General features: G+C 69.5%; 14 protein-coding genes and 2 tRNA genes. 12 read left to right on the forward strand and 4 right to left on the reverse strand.

Annotation, left to right across the window (positions count from 1 at the left end):
* The first annotated feature begins 112 nt into the window (after positions 1–112).
* Positions 113–1,162, forward strand: coding sequence for a site-specific integrase (locus VKG64_06455; protein HKB24682.1), 1,050 nt, complete (start codon positions 113–115; stop codon positions 1,160–1,162).
* Between the two features lie 65 nt (positions 1,163–1,227).
* Here VKG64_06455 and VKG64_06460 read toward each other — a convergent pair.
* From VKG64_06460 to VKG64_06470, 3 genes are all read right to left on the reverse strand, one after another.
* Positions 1,228–1,303: transfer RNA gene (locus VKG64_06460), tRNA-Ala, on the reverse strand.
* A 52-nt stretch (positions 1,304–1,355) separates the two neighbouring features.
* Positions 1,356–1,442 (reverse strand) — tRNA-Leu (locus VKG64_06465).
* A 933-nt stretch (positions 1,443–2,375) separates the two neighbouring features.
* The gene (locus tag VKG64_06470) at positions 2,376–2,828 is read right to left on the reverse strand and encodes a GNAT family N-acetyltransferase (GenBank protein HKB24683.1); all 453 of its coding nucleotides are present in this window, start codon (positions 2,826–2,828) and stop codon (positions 2,376–2,378) included.
* A gap of 23 nt (positions 2,829–2,851) precedes the next feature.
* Between VKG64_06470 and VKG64_06475 the strand changes: the two genes are divergently transcribed.
* Together VKG64_06475 and VKG64_06480 are read left to right on the forward strand one after the other, a co-directional pair.
* Positions 2,852–4,996: an indolepyruvate ferredoxin oxidoreductase subunit alpha gene (locus VKG64_06475; GenBank protein HKB24684.1), complete on the forward strand. Its 2,145-nt coding sequence runs from the start codon at positions 2,852–2,854 to the stop codon at positions 4,994–4,996.
* A 58-nt stretch (positions 4,997–5,054) separates the two neighbouring features.
* Positions 5,055–6,596 (forward strand): indolepyruvate oxidoreductase subunit beta family protein, encoded by a 1,542-nt coding sequence (locus VKG64_06480; protein ID HKB24685.1) that lies wholly within the window; start codon positions 5,055–5,057, stop codon positions 6,594–6,596.
* On the opposite strand, the gene VKG64_06485 is transcribed toward VKG64_06480, so the two are convergent.
* Positions 6,593–7,291 carry a response regulator gene (locus tag VKG64_06485; GenBank protein ID HKB24686.1) on the reverse strand — a complete coding sequence of 233 codons (699 nt, stop codon included), beginning with the start codon at positions 7,289–7,291 and terminating at the stop codon, positions 6,593–6,595. The genes VKG64_06480 and VKG64_06485 overlap by 4 nt on opposite strands.
* 109 nt (positions 7,292–7,400) lie before the next feature.
* Between VKG64_06485 and VKG64_06490 the strand changes: the two genes are divergently transcribed.
* The 9 genes from VKG64_06490 to nuoK all read left to right on the forward strand — a co-directional run.
* Positions 7,401–7,754: an NADH-quinone oxidoreductase subunit A gene (locus VKG64_06490; GenBank protein ID HKB24687.1), complete on the forward strand. Its 354-nt coding sequence runs from the start codon at positions 7,401–7,403 to the stop codon at positions 7,752–7,754.
* Positions 7,755–7,894: 140 nt separating this feature from the next.
* The gene (locus VKG64_06495) at positions 7,895–8,380 is read left to right on the forward strand and encodes an NADH-quinone oxidoreductase subunit B family protein (GenBank protein ID HKB24688.1); all 486 of its coding nucleotides are present in this window, start codon (positions 7,895–7,897) and stop codon (positions 8,378–8,380) included.
* Positions 8,381–8,382: 2 nt separating this feature from the next.
* Positions 8,383–8,835 carry an NADH-quinone oxidoreductase subunit C gene (locus tag VKG64_06500; protein ID HKB24689.1) on the forward strand — a complete coding sequence of 151 codons (453 nt, stop codon included), beginning with the start codon at positions 8,383–8,385 and terminating at the stop codon, positions 8,833–8,835.
* A 22-nt stretch (positions 8,836–8,857) separates the two neighbouring features.
* Positions 8,858–9,493, forward strand: a complete 636-nt coding sequence (locus VKG64_06505; GenBank protein HKB24690.1) for an NIPSNAP family protein — start codon at positions 8,858–8,860, stop codon at positions 9,491–9,493.
* Positions 9,494–10,654 carry an NADH-quinone oxidoreductase subunit D gene (locus tag VKG64_06510; protein HKB24691.1) on the forward strand — a complete coding sequence of 387 codons (1,161 nt, stop codon included), beginning with the start codon at positions 9,494–9,496 and terminating at the stop codon, positions 10,652–10,654.
* Positions 10,654–11,634, forward strand: coding sequence for an NADH-quinone oxidoreductase subunit NuoH (gene nuoH / locus VKG64_06515; protein ID HKB24692.1), 981 nt, complete (start codon positions 10,654–10,656; stop codon positions 11,632–11,634). The genes VKG64_06510 and nuoH overlap by 1 nt, the downstream gene beginning before the upstream one ends.
* Positions 11,627–12,196 (forward strand): NADH-quinone oxidoreductase subunit I, encoded by a 570-nt coding sequence (locus VKG64_06520; protein HKB24693.1) that lies wholly within the window; start codon positions 11,627–11,629, stop codon positions 12,194–12,196. Before nuoH ends, VKG64_06520 begins: the two co-directional genes overlap by 8 nt.
* On the forward strand, positions 12,193–12,687 hold the full coding sequence (locus VKG64_06525) for an NADH-quinone oxidoreductase subunit J (protein ID HKB24694.1): 495 nt from the start codon (positions 12,193–12,195) through the stop codon (positions 12,685–12,687). The genes VKG64_06520 and VKG64_06525 overlap by 4 nt, the downstream gene beginning before the upstream one ends.
* The coding region (gene nuoK, locus VKG64_06530) for an NADH-quinone oxidoreductase subunit NuoK (GenBank protein ID HKB24695.1) at positions 12,687–12,863 on the forward strand (177 nt) is incomplete at its 3' end. The genes VKG64_06525 and nuoK, both read left to right, overlap by 1 nt.

Here is a 12,863-nt window from a genome sequence, read left to right on the forward strand (position 1 = left end):
CCTGGATAAAGGGCTACACCGAACAAGGAGAAATCCGATGGCCGGCGGAATCGACGGAGCTCGAGAGCACCTCGCGACGTCAAGTCAACCCGGAAGTGAGACGAGACGCCCAGTGGGCCGGCGCAAGCGCGGGCGCCGAGACGGACTGTTTCAGCGCAATGGGTGGTGGTGGATCGACTACTACGACGCCGAAGGGAAACGGCACCGCAAGAAGGCGGCACCGGACTACCAGACGGCGAAGCTGAGATATCGGAACACAATGACGGCGATCGCCAAAGGCGAGGCGCTCGGCGTACGAGAGGAGGGCACCCGGCTCGGTGACTTCTTCGAGCGGATCTACTGGCCGACGATCGCGCCGACGATCGCGCCGCTATGGGCGAAGCTGAGTCTTGGCAGCGTCCACCGTACTATCCTTCCGCGGTTCGGCTCGCTGAAACTCTTGGCGATCCGCCAGGACGACATCGAGCGCTGGTATGGGGAGCGCGTCACGAGGGTGAAGCCCTCGACAGCGAACAAGGAGCTAGGGCGCCTGAAGCATCTGCTCGGTCGCGCGGTCGCCTGGAAGTACCTGAAGCACAACCCGGCACAGCCAGTGCGGAAGATGAAGGAGAATCCCGGACGGGTCCGCTACCTGACGCCGGAAGAGCGAGAACTGCTACTTCGGGAGGCAAACCCAGCGTTACGGCTTTACATCTTGGCGGCCCTCCAGACGGGCGCTCGGCGTAGTGAGCTGGTTCGGCTGCGTTGGGCCGACGTCGATCTGAAGCGACGGCTCATCACGTTTCCGAAGACGAAGAACGGCGATCGTCGCGCGGTCCCCCTCAACGATTCGTTGGCTGTTGCGCTGGCTGTCTTGCCACGCGGCCTCGACCCGGAGACGCGGGTGTTCCCCGAGCGAGATCCTCACGTCGTGTCCCGCAGCTTTGCTCGCCTCGTTCGGCGGCTCGGACTCCGAGATCTCCACTTCCACGACCTTCGCCACGACGCGGCCAGCACGCTGACCATGGGCGGTGTCTCTCAACGAACGGTGATGGAGATCCTCGGCCATCGGGACCCGCGGATGACCCTCCGATATCAGCACCTCGCGCCGGAGTATCTGAAGGAGGCAATGCGAACTCTGGAGAGGGCATCAGCGTCAGCGCTGCGTGCTGAAGCTCGATAGGCACTATTTAGGCACTGGCCAGAAGTATGAAACCGCGCGGTGTTGAGTAACCGCGCGGTTTTGTTTGGTGGAGCTGAGGGGATTCGAACCCCTGACCCCAAGACTGCCAGCCTTGTGCTCTCCCAACTGAGCTACAGCCCCACGCGAACGCTCACGTTACAGGGCGGCGCGGAAGATTGTCAAGGAAGGGAGTTGGTAGGGGAGAGGGGACTCGAACCCCTAAGCCCTTGCGGGCATGGCGTTTTGAGCGCCACGCGGTTTCCAGCTTCGCCACTCCCCCAACACACTCGAGTCCCAAGCATACCGCGATGACCTCGCTGTGGCATTACGGGAAGGAACGGTTTCGCTCGGATCCGTTTACGGGCTAGACACGGGATGGAGGGCGAGTAGTAGAGCCAGGCGAGCAATCGCTCAGATTCACGCTTCGCATACTTTAGGCACCAGATAGGGTGGCGTCGTGCCGCGGTTCTCACCGTCAGGCTCCCGCGCACTCCGCACGTGCGCTTTACCGCAACGCGAATCCACTCGACGAAGGCGGAGCTTGCCGACACGAGAGACACATAGAGTCGCTCGTAGATGTATGAATCCTTCTTGGGCACGTTATATCGATCGGTGCACGTTCTGATGGATCCGTCGCCATCGATGCACCCCCGCACGAAATCAGCCATGAACTCGTCCGGAACGTCGATCGGCCCAAAGGTGAGACTCTTCGCAGGCGTGAGCCCGATACTGAGGAACCAGTTGTAGAGGCCGCGATCACACCACTGCACTCTGTGATACAGCCTTCCGGTCCTATGTCGGCATTGCGAGATCGGAGCGCCGAGTCGAAGACATCGGCGCATCGTCTCGATTTGATCGAGATCTTTGGAGATCAAGGACATCTGCCCTTTCTTCCCAGAAAGATTTCCGTCGGTCGCCATCAACCCGACCGCATACGCGACCTCAGGACTCCAGCTGATGTCACTCGTATCCATTCGGCCGAGTGGGATCGGCCGGACCGGAATGGCGAACCGTCGAAGCCGGCGGAAGACTGTCGTGGTCGCGCAACCGAGCCGAGGGGCGATCTGATCGACCGTGAGCCCCTCATCAACATAAAGCCGTCTCAGCAACTCAGCGTCAATGGGCACGTAGGGCGGCGGTTTCCTCCGCTCCCGCGTCGGGCGCGGCGTCTCCACACCTCCAGCGTCGCGCCGCCCGCCGCCCGGTCAATGCCTCAAATCCGATACACCAGAAGCGGCAGCGTCCTTCCGCGCGGCGTCGAGGGCGACTCGCCCGCGCGCCGCGCGCCCATCCTCAGATAGAAGCCCACGGCGAATGGATCCGACGCGATCCTGAGCCGGCGCGCGCCATCGGCGCGCAGCGTCGCGACGCAGTCGGCGAAGAGCCGCGCGCCGACGCCGCGGCCCATGTGCGCGGGCAGCACCCAGAAGTGCTCGAGCTCGCGCACGGCGCCCGTGCCGGCCAGCGCGTAGAAGCCGAGGACGGCGCCGCCCCGCGTCGCGCACCGCACGGGATGGCGCTCGACGAACGCCGGCGTGACGGTGAGCGCGTCGCGCCAGCGGGCGATCCACGCCTCGGGGTACTTCCACCGGCGCTTCGCCGCGTGAGCGACGCGCGTGAGCGCACGCGCGTCCGCGGGCCGGGCGCGGCGGATCACGACGTCCACGGACGTAGTAAACTACAGCCGCCATGGGAGAGCTATCCTTCGCCGAGGACGTCAAGCAGCTCGCCTACGGGACGGGCGACGTCCTGCGCGGCGAGGGGATCCTCGCGATCACGAAGGCCCTCCTCCAGTCCGGCGTCAGCTACGTCGGCGGCTACCCCGGCGCGCCCGTCTCGTACCTGATCGACGTCCTCGCCGACGCGTACGAGCCCGTCCTGAAGCCCCTCGGCATCTACTTCGAGCAGTCGGGGAGCGAGGCGGCTGCGGCGGCGCTCCTCGGCGCGTCCATCAACTACCCGATCCGCGGCGCGGTCACGTGGAAGTCCGTGGTCGGCACCAACGTCGCCTCCGACGCGCTCTCGCACGTCGCGTCGGCCGGCGTCCTCGGCGGCGCGCTGATCGTGATCGGCGAGGACTACGGCGAGGGCGCCTCCATCCTCCAGGAGCGCACGCACTCGACCGCGCTCAAGTCGTCGGTCCCGCTCCTCGATCCGCGCAACAGCCTCGAGTCGTTCGCGCGCTTCGTGGAAGAGGGCTTCGGCCTCTCGGAGGCGTGCAACGAGCCGGTCTTCTTCTCGATAAGGATCCGCGCCTGCCACATGCGCGGCACGCTCCGGTGCAAGGACAACGTGCGCCCGGCGGTCAGCATGCTCTCGCCGCTCGGCGCGCCGAGCTTCAGCCCGGAGCGGATCAACCTGCCGCCGTTCACCTACCAGATGGAGGCGCAGAAGTTCGAGCGGCGGCTGCCGGCGGCGCGCCGCTACATCGTCGAGCACCGGCTCAACGAGCATTTCCCCGGCGACGAGGCCCACCTCGGCATCGTCATGCAGGGTGGGCTCTGGAACACGACGCTCCGCGGGCTCCACGTGCTCGGCCTGGCCGACGCGCGCGGCCGCACGCCGGTGCCGCTGCTCGTCCTGAACGCGATCCACCCGCTCGTGCCCGAGGAGCTGATCGGGTTCCTGCGCGGCAAGCGCCGCGTTCTCGTCGTCGAGGAGGGGATGCCGAACTACATCGAGCGCGAGCTGGGGGCGTTCGCCCACGAGGCGAGGCTCGACGTCGAGATCCACGGCAAGGACGTCTTCTCGCCGCACGGCGAGTACGTCCCGCAGCTCGTGATCGGCGGGCTCCGGCGGTTCCTCACCGGCGCCGGGCTCACGTCGCAGTCCTCGGCCGCGATCGAGGACCGCTACCGCGCGCTCACCGCGCATCAGTCCCAGATCCGTGCCGTCCTGCCGCAGCCGGTCGCCAAGCGCCCGCCGTCGTTCTGCACGGGCTGCCCCGAGCGGCCGGTGTTCAGCGCGATGAAGATCCTGCGCCAGCGCGAGCCCGAGATCGGGGACACCCACGTGTCGGCCGACATCGGCTGCTCGACCTTTTCCACGCAGGCGCCGTTCAACGTCGGCAACTCGGTCCTCGGCTACGGCATGGGGCTCGCGTCGTCGAGCGCCGTCGCGCCGCTCTTCGGCAAGCGGACGGTCTCGTTCATGGGCGACGGCGGCTTCTGGCACAACGGCCTCACCAACGGCGTCGCGAACGCGGTGTGCAACAAGCAGGACTCGGTGCTGGTGATCCTCGACAACTTCTACGCCGCCGCGACGGGCCAGCATCACGTGCCCTCCACCGGGACCAATGCCCGGAACGAGCCGGTGCGGATGCCGATCCCGGACGCGCTCCGGGGCCTCGGCGTCGAGTGGATCCGCACCGTCAACTCCTATCGCATCGCCGAGGTGATGAAGACGCTGCGCGAGGCGCTGACGACGCGCGTGCCGGGGCTCAAGGTCATCATCGCCCGGAACGAGTGCATGCTCGAGCGCCAGCGGCGCGAGAAGCCGCGCGCGCGCAAGGCGATCGCCGCGGGCGAGGAGGTCGTCCAGCCGCGCTTCGGCATCGATCCCGACGTCTGCACGGGCGACCACTCGTGCATGCGCCTGAACGGCTGTCCCTCGCTGACGCTCCGGGACAACCCCGATCCGCTGCGCGACGACCCGGTCGCGCACGTGGACGACACGTGCGTCGGCTGCGGCGTGTGCGGCGAGGTCGCCCACGCGGCCGTCCTCTGCCCGTCGTTCTACGAGGTGAAGGTCGTCGCCAACCCGACGCGCTGGACGCGGCTCGTGGCCGGCGCCCGCCGGGCGGTGATCCGCCGCCTCGCCGCCGTCACGGTGTGATGGCGGTGCGAGCCGCAGCACGTCGCGGGGCTGGGGCCCCGCCGAGCGAGGCGAGCGAGTGAATGACCCGCGGCTCCTGAGCGTCCTCATCCCCGCCGTCGGCGGCCAGGGCGGCGGCGTCCTCCTCGACTGGATCGTGGACGCGGCGCTGCTCGACGGCTATCCGGTCCACGGCACCTCGATCCCGGGCGTGGCCCAGCGGACGGGCTCGACCACCTACTACGTCGAGCTCTGCGCCGAGCGCGACGCCGAGCCGCCGGTCTTCTCGCTCTACCCCGTGCCGGGCGCGCTCGACGTGCTCCTCGCCGCGGAGTTCCTCGAGGTCGGGCGGATGATCGAGCTGGGCTTCCCGTCGCCCGCGCGCACCACGATCGTCGCGAGCACGCACCGCCTCTACTCGATCCACGAGAAGATCGCGACGGGGTACGGGATCTACCCGGAGGAAGATCTCCGGCGCGCGGCGCGCGCCTTCGCGCGCGAGCTCTACGCCTTCGACGCGCTGTCGCTCGCGCGCGAGCATGGGACGGAGGCGAACTCCGTCCTGCTCGGCGCCCTCGCGGCCTCGGGCGCGCTGCCGATCCGCGCCGACGCGTTCCGCGAGGCGATCCGCAAAAAGGGCGTCCAGGTGGACGCGAACCTCCGCGGCTTCGACGCCGGGCTCGCGGCCGCCCAGCGGCTCGAGCCGACCGCGGAGGCAGGGGCGGGGTCGCCGGGCTTCGGAACCCCACTCGCCCGGGACCCCGTCCCTGCCCCCGCGGTCCCCGCGGCCGCGGCGCGGAGCGAGCCCGAGGTCGAGCGCGTGATCGCGGGCTTTCCCGACGAGCTTCGCCCGACGCTCCGCCAGGCCATCCCGCGGCTCACGGACTACCAGGACCGCGCGTACGCCGGACGGTACCTCGAGCGGCTGCGACCGTTCGTCGCGCTCGGCGATCCGGAGCTGCTGCGCATCCTCGCGCGGAGCCTCGCCGTGTGGATGACGTACGAGGACGCGATCCGCGTGGGACAGCTCAAGACGCGCTGGAGCCGGTTCGAGCGGATCCGGCGGGAGAAGGGCGTAGGGCGGGGCGAGATCGTCGTCACCGATTACCTGAAGCCCGACCTCGACGAGATCTGGGGCATCCTGCCGCGCCGGCTCGTGGCGCCGTTCGCGCGCTGGGCCGAGCGGCGCTGGCCCCGCGGCCGGCCGACCTTCGGGCAGCACGTGCGCACGACGACCGTGACGGGCTACCTGCGCGTCTGGTGCCTGGCGCTCCTGCGCCCGCTGCGGCCGATCTCATACCGCGCGCACGAGGAGCACGCGCGGATGGAGCGCTGGCTCGCGGCGGTCGCCCGCTGCGCGGCCCGGGACCGAGATCTCGCACGCGAGGTCGCGCGCGCCGCGCAGCTCGTGAAGGGCTACGGCGACGTGCGGCGCCGCATGACCGGGCACTTCGACCGGCTGCTCGAGGGCGTCGAGCGCGCGGCCGAGCGCGAGGCGGCGAACGGCGGCGGGTTCGAGGGCGCGCGGACCCTCGCGGCGCGGTATCGGACGCTCGTGCTGCAGGGACCCGACGGGGAGGCCGAGGCCGCGGCGCTGGCCGCGGAGACGCTCGCGCGTTAGACGCCGACGCGGCGCTGCACCAGACCCTTCAACCGCTCCACCTCGGCGAGCTCGGGGTTCACGAACGCGAAGGCGTGGCCGTCCGCGTCCACCCGCATCACCAGCGACATGACCGTGATGGCCGGGCCGCCGTCGGGCGGCGTGAACGTGAGCTTGACCACGCTGCGCGGCTCGAGGGCCACGGCGAGCCGCGCCTTCATCCCCATGGCGCCCAGCTCGACGGTGGTGGCGTGGTGCTCCGCGCCGTTGTATCCGACGACGCGCACGGGGATCGCGAGCGGCGTGCGCGGGAGCCGCCGGCGGTCGGCGCGCGGCGCGCTCTCCAGGGGCCGGCTCATCGCGGCCGGCTCGAGGTACATCAGGACCTCGCTCAGGCGGTCGAGCGGAACGGGCTTGCCGACGAAGTCGGTGGCGCCCAGGCGCAGGCACTCGCGCGCCTGACTCTCGGTCACGACGCCCGAGACGGCGACGATCGGCACGCCGAGCTCCTTCACGGGACGGAGCTGCAGGAACTCGAGCCCGCTCATGCCGGGCAGGTGGATGTCGAGGATGATCGCGTCCGGGCGCTCCGAGCGGAGCTGGCCGAGCGCCGCCTCCGCGGTGCGCACGACGAGCGGCAGGTGACCCAGCTCGAGCAGGAAATCGCGGAACACGTCACCGAGGTCGGGCTCGTCCTCGACCACCAAAACCCGCATCCCGGCGAGTCTACCACGATAGGTGCGACGCCGGTCAACGCCGTTGTCGGCCGCGCCGCGCGACGCTGCGTGTTATACTCGCGGTCCGGAGCGTCGTGAAGGAGGACTCGTGTCGGGCTACCTGCCCGTGCTGATTTTCGCGCTGTTCATCGTGGGTTTCGCCGCCGTGTCGCTCGCCGTGGCGCGGTTCCTCCGGCCGAGCCGTCCCGACGAGGTGAAGCTGATGAACTACGAGTGCGGCGCCGTGCCGATCGGCCCGGCGTGGGTCCAGTTCCCCGTGGGCTTTTACCTGGTCGGCCTGGTCTTCATCGTCTTCGACGCGCTCCTCGTCTTTCTCTTCCCGTGGGTGCTCGTGCTGAAGGCGCTCGGGCTCGGCGCGTTCTGGCCGATGGCGGGCTTCGTCGGGATCATCGGGCTCGGCTGGCTCTACGCGTACCGGGAGGGCGTGCTCGAGTGGAAGTGAAGGCGCCCCTGCCTCAGGTCCCGCCGCCGGGGTGGAGCGAGTTCAAGGACCTCCAGGAGTGGGAGAAGTACCACCAGGAGCGCGCGACCGACGACAAGACGTCGAACGCGCTGGCCTCGATCGCGGACGCGATCCATCACATGCCGGGCGGGTGGATCGTCACGACGTCCACCGACAAGATCTTCAACTGGGCGCGCCAGTCGTCCATCTGGCCCGTGACCTTCGGTCTCGCGTGCTGCGCGATCGAGATGATGGCGACCTTCGCGTCGCGCTTCGACGTGGAGCGGTTCGGCATGGTGCCGTGGGCCTCGCCGCGCCACTCCGACCTCATGATCGTCTCCGGCACGGTGACCATCAAGATGGCGCCGATGCTCAAGCGGATCTACGATCAGATGCCCGACCCGAAGTGGGTCGTCTCGATGGGCTCGTGCGCGAACTCCGGCGGCCCGTTCCGCCACGGCTACCACGTCGTGAAGGGCGTGGACCGCGTCGTGCCCGTCGACGTCTACGTCCCCGGCTGCCCGCCCACGCCCGACTCGCTGATGTACGGCCTGCTGAAGCTGAAGGAGCAGGTCGCCGAGTTCCAGAAGACCGGACAGCGCTCCACCGCCGCCGACCGCGGGTGAGCATGACCAGCGCCGACGCGACCGCACGGATCCGGGAGAGGTTTGGCGTCGAGCCGGCCGCCGAGGGCGGCGGCCTCGCCGTCGCGCTCCCGCGCGAACGCTGGCTCGCGTTCGGCCGCTTCGCGAAGGACGAGCTCGGCTGCGCCTACTTCAACTGGCTGTCCGCGATCGACTGGAAGGAGCAGGGGCTCGAGGTGCTCTACCGCGTGGAGAACCTCGACGCGAAGCTCGTCCTGACGCTGCGGACGAAGCTCGGCCCCGGGGAGACGCGCTGCGCGTCGCTCGTCGCCGTCTGGCGCGGCGCCGACTGGATGGAGCGCGAGTGCTACGACATGTTCGGCGTGATCTTCGAGGGCCATCCCGACCCGCGGCGCATCCTCCTCTCGGAGGACTGGGAGGGCTACCCGCTCCGGAAGGACTACGCCGTCGACACGCCCCACGCGCCGTACCGATGAACCGCCACGGGAGGAGCCGCGCATGATCTACGAGCTCAGGACCTACACGCTGGTGCCGGGCAAGCAGGGCGAGTACCTCAAGCTCAACGCGGAGGTCGGCCGGCCGATGCGCGGCGACAAGTACGGGAAGCTGGAGGGCGGGTGGACGACCGAGTTCGGGCTGCTCAACCAGTACGTCCACCTCTGGAACTATCCGAGCATGGACGAGCGTGAGCGGCTGCGCGCCGAGCTCATGAAGAACGAGGAGTGGACGAAGGGGTACGTGCCGAAGATCCGGCCGATGCTGCTCGCCCAGGAGAACAAGATCCTCTCCGCGGTGCTGCCGCTCAAGCCGCCCGCGGACGCGGGGCACGTCTACGAGCTGCGCTGGTACCGCGCGCACCCCGGCAAGGCCGCCGAGTGGCTCTCACACTTCAAGGCGATCATGCCGGTGCGCGAGAAGTACTCGAAGAACGTCGGCCTCTGGCAGACCGAGGCGGGCCAGCTCAACGAGGTCGTCCACCTCTGGGCCTACCGTGACCTGAACCACCGCGCCGAGGTGCGGGGCGGCGCGCTGAAGGACCCCGAGTGGCAGAAGTTCCTCGCCGCGTCGGCGCCGCTGCTCGCCGAGATGCGGTCGGTGATCCTGAACCCGACCGCGGTCTCCCCGATGCGCTAGATGTCCGTCGCCGCGCGGCAGACCGTCGAGATCGGCTACGCGGGCAGCGAGCGGCTCACGATGAACATGGGGCCGCAGCACCCGTCCGCCCACGGCGTCTTCCGCGCGATCCTGACGCTCGAGGGCGAGACGGTCGTCGGCGTGGACGCGGTGATCGGCTACCTCCACCGCTGCCACGAGAAGCTCGGCGAGACGCTCACGTACGTGCAGTACCCCTCGATCGCGTCGAAGACCGACTACGTCGCCGCCATGACGTCGGAGCTCGCCTACGTCTCCGCGGTCGAGAAGCTCGGCAAGTTCGAGGTGCCGAAGCGCGCCCAGTATCTCCGCGTGATCGCGGCCGAGCTGCAGCGGATCGCGTCGCACTGCCTCTGGCTCGGCACCTGGTGCATGGACATGGGCGGCGCCCTCGGGGGCGGCGCGACGGTCTTCCTCTACTGCATCCGCGAGCGCGAGCTGATCCTCGACCGCTTCGAGGAGCTGACGGGCGCCCGGCTCCTCTACGGCTTCCACCAGCCCGGCGGGACCCGCTACGACGCGCCCGCGGGCTGGGACCGGAAGGTGCGCGAGACGCTGGACGTCATCGCGCAGCGGATCGACGAGTACGAGGCGATGCTCGAGGGCAACGCGTTCTTCCTCGCGCGCGCCCGGGGCGTCGGCGTGATCTCGCGCGAGCTCGCGCAGGAGGTCGGGGTCTCGGGGCCCCTCATCCGCGGCTCGGGGGTGGACTACGACGTCCGCCGCGCCGAGCCCTACTCCTCGTACGGGGACTTCGACTTCCGCGTGCCCGTCGAGACGGCGGGGGACTGCTACGCGCGCTACCGCGTGCGGATGGTCGAGTTCCGCGAGTCCATCAAGATCGTCCGCCAGGCGCTCGACGGCCTGCCGGAGGGGCCGATCTCGTCGCGGCCGGGCGTGAAGTCGGTGGGCCAGGTGCGGGTGCCGAAGGGCGAGGCCTACACGCGCATCGAGGGCGCGCGGGGCGAGGTGGGCTGCTATCTCGTGTCCGACGGCGGCCCCAAGCCGTACCGGATGAAGTGGCGGGGCGCCTCGTTCTCGAACCTCGCGGTGCTGCCACACATCATCCCCGGCCACAAGGTCGCGGACGTCGTCGCGATCATGGGCTCGGTCGACCCGGTGTTCGGCGAGGTCGATCGGTGATGCCGCCGCTCGCGTGGCACGCGCTCATGGCGTTCATCGTCCTGAATGCCATCCTCGTGCTCGTCGCCTACGTGACGCTCCTCGAGCGGAAGTTCGCCGCGCGCATGCAGTCCCGGATCGGGCCGTACTATGTCGGCCGCCCGCACGGCTGGCTCCAGCCGATCGCCGACGCGCTCAAGCTCATGATGAAGGAGGACGTGATCCCCACGTCGGCGGACCGCGGCGTCTACAACCTGGCGCCGGTCGTCTTCCTCGTGCCGTGCATCCTGATCTTCGCGACGATCCCCTTCGCGCCGGGGCTCGGCGTCGCCGACCTGAACATCGGCGTGCTCTTCTTCCTCGCGGTCTCGTCGCTCGAGATCGTCGGCCTCTTCATGGGCGGCTGGGGCTCGAACAACAAGTACGCGCTCCTCTCGGCCATGCGCGCCGTGAACCAGATCATCTCGTACGACCTGCCCTTCGTCCTCGCGGCCCTCGTGCCGGTCCTCCTGGCGGGCTCGCTCCAGCTCTCCGCGATCGTCGCCGCGCAGCAGGGCCTCTGGTTCGTCGCGTACCCGGTGCTCGGCCAGCTCGCGTTCGTCGCGTTCGTGATCGCGACGCTCGCCGCCGAGAACCGCGTGCCGTTCGACATCCTCGAGGCCGAGTCGGAGCTGGTCGCCGGCTTCCGCGTCGAGTACAGCGGCATGAAGTTCGCCCTCATCCAGCTCGGCGAGTACGCCCACATGCTCGGGACGAGCTTCCTCGGCGCGCTCCTGTTCCTCGGCGGCTGGCTCGGGCCCGGCCCGGCGTGGCTCGGGCCGGTCTGGTTCCTCGTGAAGGCCATCCTGGTCTTCCTGCTCGTCACGTGGGTGCGGTGGACCTTCGTGCGGATCCGCGTGGACCAGATCCTCGCGATCTCGTGGAAGCTCCTGCTGCCCGCGTCGCTCCTCCTGCTGCTCGCGACCGGGCTCTGGGTCGCCACGGGGGGCGCCGGTGGGTAACGGCCCCGGGCGGCCGCCCGCCGTCTTCAAGGAGCTGGGGCAGCTCGTCGGCGCCGTCGGCCGCGCCATGGGCGTCACGCTCCGGAACTTCTTCCGCGCCCCGGTGACGCTCCGCTACCCCGACGTCCAGCGCGCGTACCCCGACCGCTTCCGCGGGATCCTGGCGCTCACCTACGACGGGGAGACCGGCGAGGAGAACTGCATCGGCTGCCGGCTCTGCGAGTACATCTGCCCGCCGCAGGTCATCAAGGTGGAGATGCTCAAGGCCGAGAAGCGGAACTTCGCGAAGACGTTCACGCTCGAGCTCTACGCGTGCGAGTTCTGCGAGCTGTGCGTGCAGGTGTGCCCGACCGACGCGATCATCATGCTGAAGACCTTCGACCTGGCCACCGCGGACCGCCGCCAGCTGCTCCTCGACAAGGACCGGCTCCACGCGCTCGGGCTCGAGTTCGAGCCGTCGTGGGCCACGGGGAACCGGCTTCGCGACATGCAGGCGCCGCCGAAGCCCGCGAAGGCCGCCGAGGGCGTCGCCAAAGGAGAAGCGAAGGAGCCCGCCGAGTGACGCTCGAGGCCGTGGGCTTCTGGGTCGTCGCGACCGTCCTGGTCGCCTCGAGTCTCGCCGTGGTGCTCACGCCCAACCTCTTCCACGCCGTGCTCTACCTCGCCGCCGCGCTCGTCGCGACCGGCGTCGTCTTCCTGTTGCTCGACGCGCCGTTCCTCTTCGGCGTCCAGCTCCTGCTCTACGCGGGCGGCGTCGTGACCATCGTCGTGTTCGCGATCATGCTGACGGAGCGGCTCGTCGGCGAGCGGATCGCGCAGACGAGCCGGCACGTCGTCAACGGCGCCATCGTCGCCGCGGCGCTCTTCGTCGGCGTCGCGGGGTTCCTCATCCAAGCGCCCCTCGGCGGCGCGCGGCCGGCGCCCCCGGGCGACACGATGCCCGCGATCGGGCGGGCGCTGCTCGGCCCCTGGGCGGCGGCGCTCGAGCTGCTCGCCGTGCTCCTCGTCGTCGCGCTGCTCGGCGCCCTCTACTTTGCGCGGACCGAGGACTGATGAGCCTCTACGGCTACCTCACGCTCGCGGCGCTCGTGTTCGCGATCGGCCTCTTCGGCGTCCTCACGCGGCGCAACGCGATCGGCATCCTCCTCGGCATCGAGCTGATGCTCAACGCGGTGAACATCAACCTGGTCGCCTTCGCCCGGTTCGGCGGGGACGTGGCGGGTCTCGTG

The organism is Candidatus Methylomirabilota bacterium (assembly GCA_035260325.1).
Classification (GTDB): domain Bacteria; phylum Methylomirabilota; class Methylomirabilia; order Rokubacteriales; family CSP1-6; genus AR19.